A 17283-nucleotide genomic window follows, 5' to 3' on the forward strand; every position below is an offset into this window, starting at 1 on the left:
CAGCTCCACTCCACGCCCGGAGGTCTTCGCCTTCCAAGCTCATTCAGATCGTGTCGTCACACGATCTCGACCAACGTGCCCGATCAGTACAGCTAACCGCGGATCCTGAACCCGGCGAGCGAGCCACGCGGGAGGCCGGTCAGCACGGGCTCGAGGGCCTCGGCGACCTCGTGCGGCAGCGGGCGCGCGTCGGGGTCGCGCGCGAGACAGGCCGCGATGACGTCGGCCACCACGGGAGGTACGCCGTCCGGCAGCGCCGCGGGCGCGTCGAGGAGCTGCGGGAAGCGATGGGGTACGTCGTCCGCGTCCGGGTCACCGTGGGCGAACGGCCGGAAGCCCGCGACGGCGTGGAACAGCGTCGCGCCCAGTCCCCACACGTCGGAGGCGTACGACGGCACCCGGCCGTCCGCGCTGGCCGGACCGGTGGGGTCGCACTGCTCGGGCGACATGTAGGCGTCGGTGCCGATGGGGTGGCGCAGGCGTCGCGCGTCCTCCTCCGGACGCGCCACCGACAGGTCGATGAGCCTCGCCGGCGCACCCATGATCACGTTGCTCGGCTTGATGTCGAGGTGGGTCCAGCCGATGTGGCGGAGGTAGTGCAGGGCGGCGGCGACGTCGATCGCCAGCGGCAGGTACTGCTGCTCCTGCAGTCGTCCATGGCGCCGGATCAGGCTCGACAGGCGTGGGCCGTCGATGTGCTCGAGGACGACGTGCGGGCGCTCGCCGTCCTGGCCGTCGCGCAGGCCGCGCACGACGACGGGGTGGTTCACCGTCGCGAGCGCCGCGACCTCCCGGCGCAGACCGCGCCGGGAGGACTCGTCGTCCACCTGCGAGGGGCGCAGCACCTTCACGACGACGGGCGACCACGTCACCTCGTCGAAGCAGAGCCACGCCTCGTAGGCGGTCCCGCCGCCGAGCCGTCGCAGCGCGCCCAGCCCCGGCGCCAGGAGGTCGCCCTCGGCGAGGTCCCAGCCGTCGTCCCGCCTGCCCATGTCCCTACCGCCCGTCCCGCTCGGTCCCGGTCCTCAGGTCCCCGCGGTCAGCGACGGGTGTCGTTGCGGCTGCGGTCGTTGGTGGTGTTGGCGGTCTTGTCCCGCGTCTTGTCACCGCCGTCGCGGGTCCAGTCCCGGGTCTTGTCCCCCCGGCTGTTGTCGCGGTCGCGGCTGACGTCGGTGACGGCGCTGTTGGTGTTGTCGTTGGTGTCGCGGCTCATGCCGGTGTACGACGGGCTGTTCGTGCGCGTGTCGTCATCGTCGTCGTCGTTGGTGTCGTCATCGTCGTCGTCGGCGACCAGGACCAGGGAGGGAGCGTCGTCCTCGCGCTTGGCCGCCTCGTCGGAGGCGCTCGCCAGCGTCGGGGAGGACATGGCGACCAGGCCGAAGGCGGTGAGACCGGCGATGCCCAGCAGGGTGGTGGGAAGGAGCTTCCGCATGGTGGTTCCTCTCGTCGGGGGCCGTGCCGGCCCGGATGACGAGAACACTCGCGGTGCGCCGTGAGTGCTGTGTGAGCTCCCCGTGAGAGGCCTCTCACGAAGCAGACGTGGTGCGTCGGGACGGTTTCGAACCGCCGACCGCTCGGGTGTAAACCGAGTGCTCTACCGCTGAGCTACCGACGCGCGAGGGCACACGATACGCGGAGCGTGGCGCCGCCCCGCATCCCGGCTCCGCCGTGTGCGCGAGCGTGAGGAGAAATGAGTTGAGCCGCTGGCGTCTCGGGTCACCAGCGGCTCAACAGGAAGAAGATTACACGACCCCGCAAGGGTGTCCCGGGAATCGCGGAATTCGGTCGAGAACTGTCTAGACCAGGTGCTGCTCGACGGCGGCGTGGAGCTCGCGCAGGTGCTCGTCGAGGTCGCGTCCGTCGGGGTTCGCGTTGTGCACCGACCAGCGCAGTCGACCGTCGCGGTCGACGACGTAGGACGAGCGGCGCGGGCCCCCGCGGGCGGGGTCGAACACCTCGTAGGCCTGCGCCACGGCGCCGTGCGGCCAGAAGTCCGAGAGCAGCGGGAAGTTCAGCCCCTCCGCCTCGGCGAAGCTGCGCAGCGCGTAGACCGAGTCGCAGGAGATCCCGAGCACCTCGGTGTCGAACGTCAGGAACTCGTCGAGGCGGTCCCGCACGCCCGACATCTCACCGGTGCAGACCCCGGTGAACGCGAATGGGAAGAACATGAGGGCGACGGCCTTGCGGCCGCGGAAGTCGCTGAGCGAGACGTCCTGGCCGAACTGGTCGCGCAGCGTGAAGTCGGGTGCCTCGTCGCCGATGCACAGTCCGTCGCCGGTCACGCGGGTTCCTCGCCGTCCTCTGGGTGCTGGGCGCCTTGCTCGTCCTCCCACGCGGCCAGCTCCCGCTTGAGGACCTTGCCGGTGGCGTTGCGTGGCAGCTCGTCGACGAAGACGATCTCGCGCGGCACCTTGAACCTGGCCAGGTGGGCCTTCACGTGGTCGCGCAGGTCGTCCTCCGACACGTCGCCGGTGCGCACCACGAAGGCGCGCAGACGCTGACCATAGTCCGCGTCGCTCACGCCGACGGCAGCGACCTCCCCCACGAGCTCGTGGGCCACGAGGCAGTCCTCGACCTCCTGCGGGAAGACGTTCTCCCCGCCCGAGACGATCATGTCGTCGTCGCGCCCCGCGACGTGCAGCCGCCCGGCCTCGTCGAACCAGCCGACGTCGCCGGAGGACATCAGGCCGTCGACGACCTCCTTGAACCCTCCGTTGGTGTAGCCCTCGAAGAGCAGGCCGTTGCCGACGAAGATCCGGCCGGTCTCGCCCCGCGGCAGCTCGCGGCCGGCGTCGTCGAGGATCCGCACGACCGTGCCGTACGGCGGCCTGCCCGCCGACGTCGGGTCGGCCCGCAGGTCCTCCGGCGTCGCGATCGAGGCGTAGGCGACCTCGGTGGAGCCGTAGATGTTGTAGAGGTTGTCGCCGAAGCGGTCCATCCACGCCTCGGCGAGCGTCGCCGGCAGCGCCGAGCCCGAGGACGCCACGACCTCCACGCGGGACAGGTCGACACGGGAGAGCTCCTCGTCGCCGAGCGCGAGCATCCGCTGCAGCATCACCGGGATCACGACCATCGACTGGCACCGCTCGTCCTGGACGGTCCGCAGCGCGGTGACCGGGTCGAAGCTGCGCCGCAGCACCACCGTCGAGCCGAGGAGCATGGCGAGGGCGAGGTGTGCGAAGCCCCAGGTGTGGAAGAGCGGCGCGGCGATGTGCGTACGCCAACCCGCCCGCAGCGGCATCCGCGACAGCAGGGAGACCGCGGCGTCGATGCCGGCCTCATTGCGCGGGGCGCCCTTCGGGGCGCCGGTCGTGCCGGAGGTCAGGATGACGACGCGGGCGTGCCGCTGCGGCGGTGGCAGGTCGGACTCGTCATGGGCGCCCATGAGCTGCTCGAGGGTCTCGTGCGCGCTCTCGCCGTCGGTCCAGGCGAGCACCCGCCGCTCGACGGGTGCGCCGGCGAGCAGGCCGCCGAACTCCTCGTCGTGGATCACCATGGCGGGCGCCTCGCGCTCGAGCACGTCGACGAGCTGCGGGCCGGCGAAGGCGGTGTTGAGGTAGAGGATGTCGGCGCCCAGCTTGGCGACGGCTATGGAGGCGTCGACGAAGCCGCGGTGGTTGCGACACATGACCGCGACCGAGTCGCCCTCGCCGATGCCGCGCTCGGACAGCGCGCGGGCCAGCGAGTTGGAGCGCCGGTGCAGCTCACCCCACGTCAGCTCGCCCAGCTCGTCGACGATCCCGACCTGGTGCGGGGCCCGGGTGGCCAGCGTCGCGAAGCCACCCGCGGGGCCGGTGCCCCAGCGCAGGACCGTGCGGCCGATGCCGAGCAGGGTGCGCGGCCCGTAGGGGCGGATGACGCCGGCGCCGCCGAGCACCCGCACCGTCGTGGCGATGCCGGACGCCCGACCCGCGAGCGCTGCCATGGTGTCGCCTGGGGTCACGCGGGGGTCTTCGGGGCCACCAGGCGGGTGGCCTGCCAGTCCTTGCTGACGGCCGCGGTGGTCGTCTGGGACAGGCCGGCCACCGGGGCCGCCTCGGCGACGTCGGCCGGGTCGACCGTGCCGGGCCGGCCGACCTTGGGGGTCAGCAGCCAGATCGAGCCGCCCCCGACGAGGTCCGTGAGGGCGTCGACGAGGCCGTCGACCAGGTCCCCGTCGTCGGCACGCCACCACAGCACGACGGCGTCGACCACGTTGCCGTAGTCACCGTCCACCATGTCCGCGTCGATCGTGTCCTCGACCGCGACGCGCAGCTCGTCGTCGGTGTCGTTGTCCCAGCCGAGTTCCTGGACGACCATGCCGGGCTTGAGCCCCAGCCGGTCCCCCGTGCCTGTCACCGGGGCAGAGTCGCCCACCGTCGAGCTCAACGCAGTGCCTCCTGTGTCCGGGTACGCCTCATCGACCTGGTCGGTCAGGCGTCGTGCGCACAGTCCACAGGAACACGGCAGGAGCCGCAACCCCGGCCCCGTCCTGCGTGCCCCGGGCGTACGCCTCGCGACGCCCCCACCGCACGCGAGGCACGTGACGGTGGCGACGCCTGCTGGGACTACCCATGGGTAGATTTCGTGGCGCGGGCGCGCGTGACACGATGAGCGGGTGAGTGATGCCGATACGTCCCCGAAGAGCCCGGCCGCCCCGTCGGTGATCCACGAGGGACTCCCCACCCAGCTGCCGGACATCGACCCCGACGAGACCCAGGAGTGGCTCGCGTCCTTCGACGCGATGCTCGACGACCGGGGACGCGACCGGGCCCGCTACGTGATGCTGCGCCTGCTCGAGCGTGCCCGCGAGAAGCAGGTCGGCGTGCCGGCGCTGCGCTCCACCGACTACATCAACACCATCCCGCCCGAGCGCGAGCCGTGGTTCCCCGGCGACGAGGAGGTGGAGCGCCGGATCCGCGCCTTCATCCGCTGGAACGCCGCGGTCATGGTCTCCTCCGCCAACCGCAAGGGCCTCGAGGTCGGCGGCCACATCGCCACCTACCAGTCCTCGGCGAGCCTCTACGAGGTCGGCTTCAACCACTTCTTCCGTGGCAAGGAGCACGAGGGGGGCGGCGACCAGATCTACATCCAGGGCCACGGCTCCCCGGGCGTCTACGCCCGCGCGTTCCTCGAGGGCCGCCTGACCGAGGAGCAGCTCTACCGCTTCCGCCAGGAGGTCCAGCACGGCAAGGGCGCCGGGCTCCCGTCCTATCCCCACCCGCGCCTCATGCCGGACTTCTGGGAGTTCCCGACCGTGTCGATGGGCCTCACCGCCATCGGCTCGATCTACCAGGCGCGCTTCAACCGCTACCTCGACAACCGCGGCATCAAGGACACCACGCAGCAGCGCGTGTGGGCCTTCATGGGCGACGGCGAGATGGCCGAGCCCGAGTCGCTCGGCGCCATCCGCGTCGCCGCGCGCGAGGAGCTCGACAACCTCACCTGGGTCATCAACTGCAACCTGCAGCAGCTCGACGGCCCGGTCACCGGCAACGGCAAGATCATCCAGGAGCTCGAGGCCAACTTCCGCGGCGCCGGGTGGAACGTCATCAAGGTCGTGTGGGGCCGCGAGTGGGACGCACTCCTGGCCCGCGACGTCGACGGCGCCCTGGTCAACCGGATGAACTCCACACCCGACGGCGCCTTCCAGACCTACTCGACCGAGGACGGCGCCTACGTCCGCGAGCACTTCTTCGGCGGCGACCCGCGCCTGCGCAAGATGGTCGAGCACATGTCCGACACGCAGATCGAGAAGCTGCCCCGCGGCGGCCACGACTACCGCAAGGTCTTCGCCGCGTTCGACGCCGCGGCCAAGCACACCGGGCAGCCGACGGTGATCCTGGCGCACACCATCAAGGGCTGGACGATCGACGCCCTCGAGGGCAAGAACGCCACGCACCAGATGAAGAAGCTCACCCTCCCCGACCTCAAGAAGTTCCGCGACCGGCTCTACCTGCCGATCAGCGACCGCGACCTCGAGGAGTCCTACGAGAAGACCGGCGGCGCGCCGTTCTTCCACCCGGGTGCCGACGCCCCCGAGATCGAGTACATGCTCGAGCGCCGCAAGGCCCTCGGCGGCTCGATCCCCCGCCGCATCAACCGGGCGGCCGCGCTCAAGCTGCCGGGCGACGAGCTCTACTCCGAGCTCAAGCAGGGCTCCGGCAAGAACAAGTTCGCCACGACGATGGCGGTGGTCCGGCTGCTCCGCGACTGGATGAAGGACCCCGAGATCGGCGAGCGGCTCGTCCCGATCGCCCCCGACGAGTACCGCACGTTCGGCATGGACTCGATGTTCCCGAGCGCCAAGGTCTACAACCCGGGCGGCCAGCAGTACGAGTCGGTCGACCGCAAGATGCTGCTCTCCTACAAGGAGTCCGCGCAGGGCCAGATGCTCCACGAGGGCATCTCCGAGGCAGGCGCGATGGCGTCGGCCACGGCCGCCGGGTCGGCGTACTCCACGCACGGCGAGCACATGATCCCGTTCTACATCTTCTACTCGATGTTCGGCTTCCAGCGCACCGGCGACTCGATCTGGGCCATGGCCGACCAGCTGGCGCGGGGCTTCCTCATCGGCGCCACCGCCGGTCGTACGACCCTGACGGGCGAGGGCCTGCAGCACGCCGACGGCCACTCGCCGCTCATCGCGGCGACCAACCCGGCGATCGTGCACTACGACCCGGCGTTCGGCTACGAGATCGCGCACATCATGCAGGACGGCCTCGAGCGGATGTACGGCTCGGGCGGGCCCGACGGCCAGGGCGAGGACGTCATCTACTACCTCACCGTCTACAACGAGCCGGTCTCCATGCCGGCGGAGCCGTCCGAGGTCGACCGCGAGGGCATCCTCCGGGGCATCCACCGGGTCTCGACCGCCGAGGGCGAGGGCCCGCGGGTCCAGCTGCTCGCGTCGGGCGTCGGCTACCCGTGGATCGACGAGGCCGCCCGCATCCTCGCCGAGGACTGGGGCGTGCAGTCCGACCTGTGGTCGGTGACGTCCTGGAACGAGCTGGCACGCGAGGCCACGGCGGCCGAGCAGTGGAACCTCCTCCACCCCGGTGAGGAGCGCCGCACGGCCTACGTCAGCGACAAGCTCGCCGGCGCGCAGGGCCCGGTCATCGCGGTGTCCGACTACATGCGGGCCGTCCCGCTGCAGATCGCCCGCTGGGTCCCCGGTGACTACCGCGTCCTCGGCGCCGACGGCTTCGGCTTCGCCGACACGCGTCCGGCCGCGCGCCGCTTCTTCCACATCGACGCGGTCAGCGTGGTCGTCCAGGCCCTCCAGGCACTGGCCGACGCCGGCGAGGTCCCCGTGGAGAAGGTCGTCGAGGCCGCGCAGCGCTACAAGATCGACGACCCGACCGCGACCAAGGACATCAAGCAGGAAGGCGGAGATGCCTGACGGCATCCCTCCCCGGTCGGTCCGCTAGGCCCCGGCTGCGCGCCTCAGGGCGCGCACCGGGGCCTTCGGCTTCTCCCCGGCCTCCGCCTGGTGCGGTACGACGCCGCCCGCCTCGAGCAGCTCGCGCCACCGCTCCCGGTCGTGGTGGCTCGGCTCGGTCGTGCGGATGAAGTCGCGCACGATCCTGACGAACCGCTGCGGGTGGTCCTTGTGCGGGAAGTGCCCGGCGTTCGGCACGATCTCGACGCGCGCCGACGGCGCCAGCGCGCTGGCGTTGCTCGCGTGCGCGACCGGGATGACGAGGTCGTCCGCGCCCCAGATGACGCACATCGGCATCGCCTCGGTCAGGTAGGCCCGGTCCGCCATCGTGATGACCTGGCCGCGCCAGTCGACGACGGCGCGCACGACGTGGCGGATCGCCACGCGCGTGCGCGGGTCCTTGAACGAGTCGTAGATGTCGGCGACCTCGTCGAGGTCGCGCAGGTGGCGGACCCCGCTGCGGGCGAGCAGTCGCATGGTGGCCGTCGTGGCGTGGCGCAGGACCGGCGCGGACAGCACGCCCATGACCTGGTGGAACCCGGGGGTCGTGATGGCCCGGATCGCCGGCGTCACCTCGGGACCGAGGCCACCGGAGCCGACGAGGACCAGGCGCTCGGTGCGCTCGGGGTACTGGTAGGCGAACTGCATCGCCACTCCCCCGCCGAAGCTGTGGCCCACGACCGTCGCGCTGTCCACACCGAGGACCGTCAGCAGGTCGCGCATCCCGTTGGCGTAGCCACCGACGCTGTAGTCCGCACGCGGCTTGTCCGAGGCCCCGTGGCCGAGGAGGTCGGGGGCGATCACCGTGTGGGTGCGGGCGAGCGACTCCATCACCGGCGCCCACGTCGTGTGGTCGCACCCGAGGCCGTGCAGCAGCAGGACGACCGGCCCCGAGCCCATCCGGACGTACGCGCGCCGGTGCCCGTGCACGGTGACGTGCCGGACGCGGGGGCTGCTGGGACGCGGCACTCGATCTCCTCTGGGGTCCTGTGCGGACAGGTGCCGGATTCAACCAGACCCGTCCCGCACCGCGGTGCAGGCGCTCGGCCGGGTTCGTGGGAATCCCACTACACGCCGTACCCCACTACAGTCGTCCCATGCCCCCGTCCAGACGCCGCGCCGCGGAGGCCCTGCGCAACTCCACGGGGGCCCTGAGCACGGCCGCGACGGGCCGGATGTCGAGCGACCTCCCCTGGTTCGACGACCTCAGCGCCCAGGACCGGTCCTGGGTCGGGCTGATCGTCCAGGCCGGCATCCGGGGGTTCGTGGACTGGTACGACCGCGAGGTGGAGGCGTCCGCACACGACCCGCTCGACGTCGTCGTCTTCGGTGCAGCGCCCCGCGAGCTCACCGGCGTCATCTCGCTGCAGCAGACCGTCGAGCTGATCCGGCTCAGCATCCGGGTCGTCGAGACCACCATCGACGACCTGCTCGACGCCGAGGACGTCGGCCACGTGCACGACGCCGTGCTGCGCTACGCCCGTGAGGTCGCGTTCGCCACCGCGGCGGTCTATGCCCGCGCCGCCGAGTCCCGCGGTGCGTGGGACGCCCGGCTCGAGGCCCTCGTGGTCGACGCGGTCGTGCGCGCCGAGGCCGACGAGACGGTGCTGTCGCGCGCGAGCGCGCTCGGGTGGGGAGCGCAGGGCGACGTGGCCGTCGTGCTGGGGGCGGTGCCGCCGCACCGCGAGGAGCTCGACGTCTTCGAGTCCGTACGCCGCTCCGCGCGCGCAGGTGACATGGACGCGCTCTGCGCCACCCAGGGTGACCGGCTGGTCGTCGTGCTCGGCGGGGTGACGGACCCGCTGAAGGCGGCGACCCGGCTGCTCGACCACTTCGGGGACGGACCGGTCGTCGTCGGCCCGGTCACCACGGACCTCGCCCACGCGAACGCCTCGGCCCGGGCGGCCCTGTCCGCGCACCGCGCCGCCAGCGGATGGCCCGACGCCCCACGACCGGTCGCCAGCCGGGACCTGCTGCCCGAGCGCGCGCTCGCCGGCGACGGGCATGCCCGGCGCCACCTGGTCGACGACGTCTACCTCCCACTGGTGGCGGCGCGAGGCACCCTGCTGGAGACGCTCGGCGCCTGGTTCGAGCACGGGTCGTCGATCGAGGGGACGGCGCGCGCACTCTTCGTGCACCCCAACACCGTGCGCTACCGGCTGCGCCAGATCACCGACGTGACGGGCTGGTCACCCACGCGCCCGCGGGAGGCGTTCGCGCTCCAGCTGGCGCTGATCCTAGGGCGTCAGTCGGGCCGGACGGAATTGTAGGAACCCTACAAGGATTCCGGGGTCAGTTTCGTCGGCGTCGGACCCGCGTCGCACGGCCGCGACCCGGCACAGTGGTCGTGTGCTCGTCATCGTCGCCCCCGGTCAAGGGGCCCAGACCCCCGGTTTCCTCACGCCGTGGCTGGAGGACCCCACCTTCGCCGCGCGGTTCGACTGGCTCGCCACCGTGGCCGGCATCGACCTGGCCCACTACGGCACCGAGGCCGACGCCGACACCATCCGGGACACCAAGATCGCCCAGCCGCTCCTGGTCGCGACCGGCCTGATCGCGGCGCTCGACCTGTTCCCGCACCCGGCCGACGCGTTCTCGCGCATCGGCGCGGTAGCCGGGCACAGCGTCGGGGAGCTGACCGCCGCCGCCGGTGCCCGCGCCATCACCGCCGAGCAGGCGATGGTGCTCGTCCGCGAGCGCGGCAACGCGATGGCGGACGCCGCTGCCGTCACCGCCACCGGCATGACCGCCGTCCTCGGCGGCGACCGCGACGAGGTCCTCGCCGCGATCGAGCGGCACGGGCTGACCGCCGCCAACGACAACGGCCCCGGCCAGGTCGTCGCCGCCGGCACCATGGAGCAGCTCGCCGCGTTCGCGGAGGAGCCGCCGGCCAAGGCGCGGATCATGCCGCTCAGCGTCGCCGGGGCGTTCCACACCACGCACATGGCGCCCGCCGTCGACCGGCTCGCCTCCCTCGCCCGCTCGGTCTCGACGCACGACCCGCGTACGCCCGTCATCTCCAACCGCGACGGCCAGGTCGTCCACGACGGCCGTGACGTCCTGCGCCGCATCGTCGGGCAGATCGCCAACCCGGTCCGCTGGGACCTCTGCCTGGAGACGATGTCCGACCTCGGCGTCACCGGCATCCTCGAGATGCCGCCGGCCGGCACCCTGACCGGCATCGCCAAGCGCGCGCTCAAGGGCGTGGAGACCTTCGCCCTCAAGACGCCCGACCAGCTCGACGCCGCACGCGAGTTCTGCGACACGCACGGCGAGGCCTCGATGATCGAGACCACGCCCACGTGGCGGATGGTCGTCTCGCCGGCCAAGGGCACCTTCCACCTCGCCTCCGAGGCCGTCGAGCGCGACGTCCTCGCCCCCGGGGCGACGATCGGGGCCGTCGCCAGCCTGCGCGACCGCACCGACATCACCGCCCCGCACGGCGGCTCGGTCGTCGAGTGGCTGGTCGAGGACGGCGACCTGGTCTCCCCCGGCCAGCCGCTGCTGCGCCTGCACCCCGAGGCGACGCTCTGATGGCCCCGATCACCGCCTCCGCCGGAGCCGCGCACGCCCGCATCATGGGCATGGGCTCCTACCGGCCCGTCCGCGTCGTGCCCAACTCCGAGGTCGTCGACGCGATCGACTCCAGCGACGAGTGGATCCAGCAGCGGTCCGGCATCCGGACGCGGCGCTGGGCAGGCCCCGAGGAGTCGGTCCAGATGATGTCGGTCGAGGCGTCGCGCATCGCCATCGAGCGGGCCGGGCTGCAGGTCGGCGAGATCGACTGCGTCCTGGTCGCCACCGTCAGCCACCTGCTGCAGACCCCCGCCGTCGCGACGGCGATCGCCCACGAGCTCGGCACCGACGGGGCAGCGGCCTTCGACATCTCCGCCGCCTGTGCCGGCTTCTGCCACGGCATCGCGATGGCCACCGACATGGTCCGCGCCGGCAGCGCGCGCCACGTGCTGGTCATCGGCGTCGAGCGGCTCACCGACATCCTCGACCTCACCGACCGCGGCACCGCCTTCATCTTCGCCGACGGCGCCGGCGCCGCCGTCGTCGGACCGAGCGACACCCCGGGCATCGGACCCGTCGTCTGGGGCTCCGACGGCGAGCAGTTCGACCTCATCCGGCAGCGCGAGGACTGGCGCGACGTCGTCGGCACCGACACCCAGCCCGGGTCCGGCGTCATGCCCCACCTCACGATGCAGGGCAACCCGGTCTTTAGGTGGGCGTCCTTCGCGATGGCCAAGATCGGGCAGCAGGCCCTCGACGCGGCCGGGGTCTCCCTCGACGAGCTCGACGTCTTCGTCCCCCACCAGGCCAACATGCGCATCATCGACGCGATGGCCCGGTCCATGAAGCTCCCGGAGTCCGTGCGCATCGCCCGCGACGTCGCCGACCAGGGCAACACCTCGGCGGCCTCCGTCCCGCTCGCCCTCGACCGGATGATGCTCGAGGGCGAGGCCCGCAGCGGCGACACCGCCCTGCTCATCGCGTTCGGCGCCGGCCTGGCGTACGCCGCCCAGGTCGTCACCGTCCCCTGACCAGCACCACCCAGCACCACCCCGCACCACCACAGTCCGACCGAGCAGCACCCACCACATGAAGGGAAGGCCCATGGCCACCACCGAAGAAATCCGCGCCGACCTCGCCGAGATCGTCAACGAGGTCGCCGGCGTCGACGCCGACGACGTCCAGCTGGACAAGTCCTTCGTGGACGACCTCGACGTCGACTCGCTCTCCATGGTCGAGGTCGTCGTGGCCGCCGAGGAGAAGTTCGGCGTGACCATCCCCGACGACGAGGTCAAGAACCTCAAGACCGTCGGCGACGCGGTCGCCTACATCGAGCGCGCCCAGGGCTGACGCCCTCCTGGACGTCACGGGTGGCCGGTGTCCAGCCCGGCCCCCGTGACCCACGGACCACCCACCACCGCGAGAAACGGAACCCATCAGATGCCCTCGACCCGCGTAGTCGTCACCGGCCTCGGCACCACGTCCCCCGTCGGGGGTGACGTCGCCTCGACGTGGCAGGCCATGCTGTCCGGGACCTCCGGCATCTCGCACCTGACCGACGACTGGGTCGAGCAGCTGCCCGTGAAGATCGGCGGCCGCGTCGCCGTCGAGCCGAGCGAGGTGCTCGAGCGCGTGAAGGCGCGCCGTCTCGACCGGTCCAGCCAGTTCGCGATGGTCGCCGCCGACCAGGCCTGGGCCGACGCCGGCCTCGAGGGCTCCGGGCTCGAGCCCGAGCGCCTCGGCGTGGCGCTCGCCTCCGGCATCGGCGGGGTGACCACCCTGCTCGAGAACTACGACACGCTCCTGCAGAAGGGCCCGCGCCGCGTCTCGCCGCTGGCCGTACCCATGCTCATGCCCAACGCGCCCGCGGCCAACGTCAGCCTCAAGTACGGCGCCCGCGCCGCCGTCCACGCGCCCACCTCGGCCTGCGCGTCCGGCAACGAGGCGATCGCCATGGCGATCGACCTGATCCGCCTCGGCCGCGCCGACGTCGTGCTCGCCGGCGGCACCGAGGCCGCGATCCACCCGCTCCCGATGGCCGCCTTCGCCAACATGATGGCGCTGTCCAAGACCGGCAGCGAGGAGGGCGGCGACCCGACGATGGTCTCGCGCCCGTGGGACACCGCCCGCGACGGCTTCGTCCTCGGTGAGGGTGGCGCCGTGCTGGTCCTCGAGTCCGAGGAGAGCGCCCGCGCGCGCGGCGCCACCATCTACGCGGAGGTCCGCGGCGCCGGCATCAGCAACGACGCCCACGACATCGCCCAGCCCGACCCCGAGGGCCGCGGCGGCACCCGCGCCATCAAGATGGCGATGCGCGAGGGCGACGTTGACCCCGCCACCGTCGTCCACGTCAACGCCCACGCGACCTCGACGCCCAAGGGCGACATCGCCGAGGGCCTCATGCTCCACGCCGTCCTCGGGGAGCACGTCGACCGCTGCGTCGTCACGAGCACCAAGTCGATGACCGGCCACCTCCTCGGCGGCGCCGGCGCGCTGGAGGCCGTCGCCACCGTGATGGCGCTGCGCGACCGCGTCAGCCCGCCCACCATCAACCTCGACGACAAGGACCCCGAGGTCGACCTCGACATCCCGACGTCCAGGCGCGACCTGCCCGACGGCGACATCGTCGCCCTCAACAACTCCTTCGGCTTCGGCGGCGCCAACGTCGCGGTCGCCTTCGGCAGCGTCTGATCCGCACCGCACCCGGAAAGGTTCCGCCACAGTGACTGCGACCGCCGCCAAGCCCGCGAGGCTGCCCCGCGAGGAGGACCCCCGCAACCCGGTCCACCGCCTCACCGCGCTCCTCGACGAGGGCACGCTCGAGCTGATCACCGCCGACGACGACTCCGGCATGCTGGCCGCGGTCGGCCGCGTCGACGGCACCCAGGTCGTCGCCTTCTGCTCCGACGCGACCGTCATGGGCGGCGCGATGGGTGACGTCGGCTGCCGCGTCGTCGTGGACGCCTACCACCGCGCCATCACCGACAACGTCCCGATCATCGGTCTCTGGCACTCCGGTGGCGCGCGCCTCGCGGAGGGCGTCCTCTCGCTCCACGCGGTCGGCCGCATCTTCCAGGTCATGACGCAGGCCTCGGGGGTCATCCCGCAGATCTCCGTCGTGCTCGGCCCGGCGGCCGGCGGCGCTGCCTACGGTCCCGCGCTCACCGACGTGGTGATCCTCGGTCCCGAGGGTCGCATCTTCGTCACCGGACCCGACGTGGTCCGTTCGGTCACCGGCGAGGACGTCGACATGCTGCGCCTGGGCGGCCCCGAGCCCCACGGCCGTCGCTCCGGCGTGGTCCACATCCTGACCGAGTCCGAGCGCGAGGCGCTCGACAAGGCCCGTACGGTCGCCTCCCTCCTCGGCGCGCAGGGCAGCCTCGCCGCCGAGTCCGTGGAGGACCGCGACCTCGGCGCGCTGCTGCCGGAGTCCAAGAAGCGCGCCTACGACGTGCACCCGCTCGTCGACGGCCTGCTCGACGAGGGCACCATGCAGGAGCTCCACGCGCGCTGGGCACCCAACATCGTCACCGCCCTCGGTCGTTTCGGCGGCCGCACGGTCGGTGTCGTCGCCAACAACCCGCTGCGGCTCGGCGGCTGCCTCGACTCGCTGTCGGCCGAGAAGGCGTCGCGCTTCGTGCGCATGTGCGACGCGTTCGGCGTCCCGCTCGTCGTGATCGTCGACGTCCCCGGCTACCTGCCCGGCGTCGGACAGGAGTGGGACGGCGTCGTACGCCGCGGCGCCAAGCTGCTGCACGCCTTCGGTGAGTGCGTCGTCCCCCGCGTCACCCTGGTCACCCGCAAGACCTACGGCGGTGCCTACATCGCGATGAACGCCCGCTCGCTCGGTGCCACCCGCGTGATGGCCTGGCCGGGCGCCGAGGTGGCCGTGATGGGCGCCGTCGCGGCCATCCGGATCCTGCACCGCCGCAAGCTCGCGGAGGTCTCCCCCGAGATCCGCCCGCAGGTCGAGGCGGAGCTCGCCGCCGAGCACGAGCGCATCGCCGGCGGTGTCGACAAGGCCGTCGAGATCGGGGTCGTCGACGAGGTCGTCGAGCCCACCGCCACCCGCAGCGCCATCGCGGCCGCGATGCGGCACGAGATCGACACGGCCGGCGTGCGCCGGGGGCGGCACGGCAACATCCCGCTCTGAGGCATCGCGCGCGTCACACGACCTCGTTGCACCTCTCGCACCCCTCGGAGGTGCGATGTCGTCGACGACCGAGCTCACCGCCGCGGCCGGCCCGTGCCCCTGCCCCTGCCGTTCCCGCTGCCGACGGTCCCGACGTCCACCCCGACGGCTCACTCGGCGCCCGCCCGGGCCACGCAGGGGGCGGTCGACGTACCCGCAGCCCTGGACGCTGCGGACGGCCAGCTCGAGCGGGGGTGCAAGGACTACGCCTACTCCGTCGTCACCGGAACCGCTGACGCCTCCGCCGACGGCACGCGACCGGTGTGGTCACACCACCTGGTGGAGCCAGCGCACGGGCGCACCCTCGCCGGCGTGCCGGAAGGTCTCGAGCTCGTCGTCCCAGGGCTTGCCCAGCAGCTGGTCGATCTCGACCAGCAGCGTGGTGTCGCCGAGGGCCGCCTTCACCACGGCGGCCTTGAGCCGGTCCTCCGGGATCAGGATGTCGCCGTGGGGGCCGGTGATGGCGTGGAAGATGCCCAGGTCGGGCGTGCACGAGAACCGCGTGCCCTCGGTGGAGCTCGTGGGCTCCTCGGTGATCTCGAACCGGAGGTGGTTCCACCCGCGCAACGCCGACGCGACGGCGGCAGCCGTGCCCGCCGCACCGCTCCACGACAGCTCGGCGCGGTACGACCCCGGCTGGGCAGGCTGCGGCGTCCAGTCGAGCGAGACGGCGACGCCGAGCACTCCGCCGACTGCCCACTCGATGTGCGGGCAGAGTGCGGAGGGCGCAGAGTGCACGTAGAGGATGCCCCTCGTCCCCGGACCGTCCGGGCGGGAAGCAATGCGTGTGGTCACCATGACCTCCTTGAGTTCCGACGCTCCAGATGCGCCTTCCCCAGCGGTCTGTCGTCAGTGCTCAACGAGAGTCGAGTGACACGTATGTGATTAGTGACCCCATTGTGACCCATGTGGCGCCCGAACGCCAGCGGGTCGCCACGGTCAGGACTGGCGCCGCTCCAGCTGGTCGGCGCGCTCCGCAGCATCGGTCAGCTCGTCGGAGTCGATCGCGTGCGTGCGGTGGAACCAGGCCAGGGCATCCGACTCGCGTCCGGCCGCCTCGAGCGTGTCCGCATAGGCGTAGCGCAGGCGTACGACCCACGCGGACCGGCTCTTCGACGTGAGCGGTGCGAGCTCGAGCGTGCGCAGCGCGGCGTCGAGCTGGCCCATGTCGCGCCGGGCACCCGCCTCGACCAGCGTCATCTCGGCCTTGGCCTCGGAGGCGAAGTTGGCCACGGAGGGGCTCTTCGCCAGCTTGATGGCCTGCTCGGGGTTGCCGAGCGCGCGGTGGCAGTCGGCCATGATCGGGAGGTAGTCGGTGGCGCCGTTCATCCGCTTGGCCGCTCGCAGCTCGGCGAGCGCCTCGGCGTAGTGCCCGGCCGCGTACGCCGCCTCGCCCGCCGCCTCACGCACCACCGCGATCCGCGAGGCACGTGCCCGCGCGGCCAGCGCGTGCTGGTAGGCCAGCTCCGGGTTCTCGTCGATGAACGTGCCGGCCGCGGCCAGGTGGCGCGCAACCCGCGCGGCCAGCTTCTCCGGCAGGCCCTTCAACTGGGCCCGCACACCGCGGTCGAGCTCGGCACCGGTGATGTCCTCGGGGAGGTCGGGGCCGTCGTAGACCCGCTGCTCGTCCGTGCGGTCGCGCTCCTCGGCACGGGGCCGGAACGCACGCTGCGCCGAGGTGTTGGGACGCTTGCCACCGGTCGGCTTGCCACCACCGGTCGGCTTGCCGCCGGTCCTCGCGCCGGGCTTGCCGGCGCCGGCCTTGCCGCCGCCCTGGTAGCCGCCGGTGCGCGACGCGCCGCCCTTGCCGCGGGGCTGGTCCTCGCGCGACCCGCGGCCACGCGGCTGGTCGTCGCGCGAGCCTCGCCCGCGGGAGCCGCCACCGGCCGAGCCGCCTCGACCCGCACTGGATCCACCTCGCGACGGACGCTGTCCTCGACGGTCCTCGGCCACAGCCGCACTCTCCTTCTCCAACGATCTGCCCCGTCCGGGGGCCACGCTACTCACACGCGCCGTGAAATGGCGCAGAGGCCACCAGGATCACCTGGTGGCCTCTGCCAAATGTATGTCCGGCGGCGTCCTACTCTCCCACAACCTCTCGGTTGCAGTACCATCGGCGCTGAAAGGCTTAACTTCCGGGTTCGGTATGGGACCG

15 protein-coding genes, 1 tRNA gene and 1 rRNA gene are annotated in these 17283 nt (G+C 72.2%); 7 read left to right on the forward strand and 10 right to left on the reverse strand.

Annotated elements, in window-relative coordinates:
- Positions 1-92: 92 nt before the first annotated feature.
- From F4692_RS20530 to F4692_RS20555, 6 genes are all read right to left on the reverse strand, one after another.
- A complete protein-coding gene (locus F4692_RS20530) occupies positions 93-992 on the reverse strand; it encodes a serine/threonine-protein kinase (RefSeq protein ID WP_179621607.1) in 900 nt (299 codons plus the stop codon).
- 47 nt (positions 993-1039) lie between these two features.
- Positions 1040-1432, reverse strand: coding sequence for a hypothetical protein (locus tag F4692_RS20535; RefSeq protein WP_179621608.1), 393 nt, complete (start codon positions 1430-1432; stop codon positions 1040-1042).
- Positions 1433-1540: 108 nt separating this feature from the next.
- Positions 1541-1615: transfer RNA gene (locus F4692_RS20540), tRNA-Val, on the reverse strand.
- A gap of 181 nt (positions 1616-1796) precedes the next feature.
- Entirely contained in the window at positions 1797-2282 is a 486-nt protein-coding gene (locus F4692_RS20545; protein ID WP_179621609.1) for a peroxiredoxin, read from the reverse strand.
- Complete coding sequence (locus tag F4692_RS20550) at positions 2279-3925, reverse strand: AMP-binding protein (protein ID WP_179621610.1); 1647 nt, start codon at positions 3923-3925, stop codon at positions 2279-2281. Before F4692_RS20550 ends, F4692_RS20545 begins: the two co-directional genes overlap by 4 nt.
- Before the next feature lie 14 nt (positions 3926-3939).
- A complete protein-coding gene (locus F4692_RS20555) occupies positions 3940-4338 on the reverse strand; it encodes a DUF3052 domain-containing protein (RefSeq protein WP_308645406.1) in 399 nt (132 codons plus the stop codon).
- 259 nt (positions 4339-4597) lie between these two features.
- Here F4692_RS20555 and aceE point away from each other — a divergent pair, with 259 nt between their 5' ends.
- Positions 4598-7381: a pyruvate dehydrogenase (acetyl-transferring), homodimeric type gene (gene aceE, locus F4692_RS20560; protein ID WP_308645407.1), complete on the forward strand. Its 2784-nt coding sequence runs from the start codon at positions 4598-4600 to the stop codon at positions 7379-7381.
- Between the two features lie 24 nt (positions 7382-7405).
- Here the strand turns inward: aceE and F4692_RS20565 are convergent, their stop codons facing one another.
- Entirely contained in the window at positions 7406-8389 is a 984-nt protein-coding gene (locus tag F4692_RS20565) for an alpha/beta fold hydrolase (RefSeq protein WP_308645408.1), read from the reverse strand.
- A gap of 128 nt (positions 8390-8517) precedes the next feature.
- Here F4692_RS20565 and F4692_RS20570 point away from each other — a divergent pair, with 128 nt between their 5' ends.
- The 6 genes from F4692_RS20570 to F4692_RS20595 all read left to right on the forward strand — a co-directional run bounded on the left by F4692_RS20570 (position 8518) and on the right by F4692_RS20595 (position 15089).
- Positions 8518-9690 (forward strand): PucR family transcriptional regulator, encoded by a 1173-nt coding sequence (locus tag F4692_RS20570; RefSeq protein ID WP_179621612.1) that lies wholly within the window; start codon positions 8518-8520, stop codon positions 9688-9690.
- Between the two features lie 79 nt (positions 9691-9769).
- Positions 9770-10954 (forward strand): acyltransferase domain-containing protein, encoded by a 1185-nt coding sequence (locus tag F4692_RS20575; protein ID WP_179621613.1) that lies wholly within the window; start codon positions 9770-9772, stop codon positions 10952-10954.
- Positions 10954-11967 carry a beta-ketoacyl-ACP synthase III gene (locus tag F4692_RS20580; protein WP_179621614.1) on the forward strand — a complete coding sequence of 338 codons (1014 nt, stop codon included), beginning with the start codon at positions 10954-10956 and terminating at the stop codon, positions 11965-11967. The genes F4692_RS20575 and F4692_RS20580 overlap by 1 nt, the downstream gene beginning before the upstream one ends.
- Before the next feature lie 73 nt (positions 11968-12040).
- The gene (locus tag F4692_RS20585; RefSeq protein ID WP_135839746.1) at positions 12041-12286 is read left to right on the forward strand and encodes an acyl carrier protein; all 246 of its coding nucleotides are present in this window, start codon (positions 12041-12043) and stop codon (positions 12284-12286) included.
- Between the two features lie 90 nt (positions 12287-12376).
- Complete coding sequence (locus F4692_RS20590; RefSeq protein ID WP_179621615.1) at positions 12377-13627, forward strand: beta-ketoacyl-[acyl-carrier-protein] synthase family protein; 1251 nt, start codon at positions 12377-12379, stop codon at positions 13625-13627.
- Between the two features lie 31 nt (positions 13628-13658).
- Complete coding sequence (locus F4692_RS20595; RefSeq protein WP_179621616.1) at positions 13659-15089, forward strand: acyl-CoA carboxylase subunit beta; 1431 nt, start codon at positions 13659-13661, stop codon at positions 15087-15089.
- A 306-nt stretch (positions 15090-15395) separates the two neighbouring features.
- On the opposite strand, the gene F4692_RS20600 is transcribed toward F4692_RS20595, so the two are convergent.
- From F4692_RS20600 to rrf, 3 genes are all read right to left on the reverse strand, one after another.
- Positions 15396-15926, reverse strand: a complete 531-nt coding sequence (locus tag F4692_RS20600) for a DUF3145 domain-containing protein (protein ID WP_179621617.1) — start codon at positions 15924-15926, stop codon at positions 15396-15398.
- A gap of 141 nt (positions 15927-16067) precedes the next feature.
- Positions 16068-17081 (reverse strand): tetratricopeptide repeat protein, encoded by a 1014-nt coding sequence (locus tag F4692_RS21500; RefSeq protein WP_179621618.1) that lies wholly within the window; start codon positions 17079-17081, stop codon positions 16068-16070.
- Positions 17082-17195: 114 nt separating this feature from the next.
- Positions 17196-17283: ribosomal RNA gene (gene rrf, locus F4692_RS20610) — 5S ribosomal RNA — on the reverse strand; the annotation flags it as partial.

This window comes from Nocardioides cavernae, assembly GCF_013410035.1.
In the GTDB taxonomy this organism is placed as follows: domain Bacteria; phylum Actinomycetota; class Actinomycetes; order Propionibacteriales; family Nocardioidaceae; genus Nocardioides; species Nocardioides cavernae_A.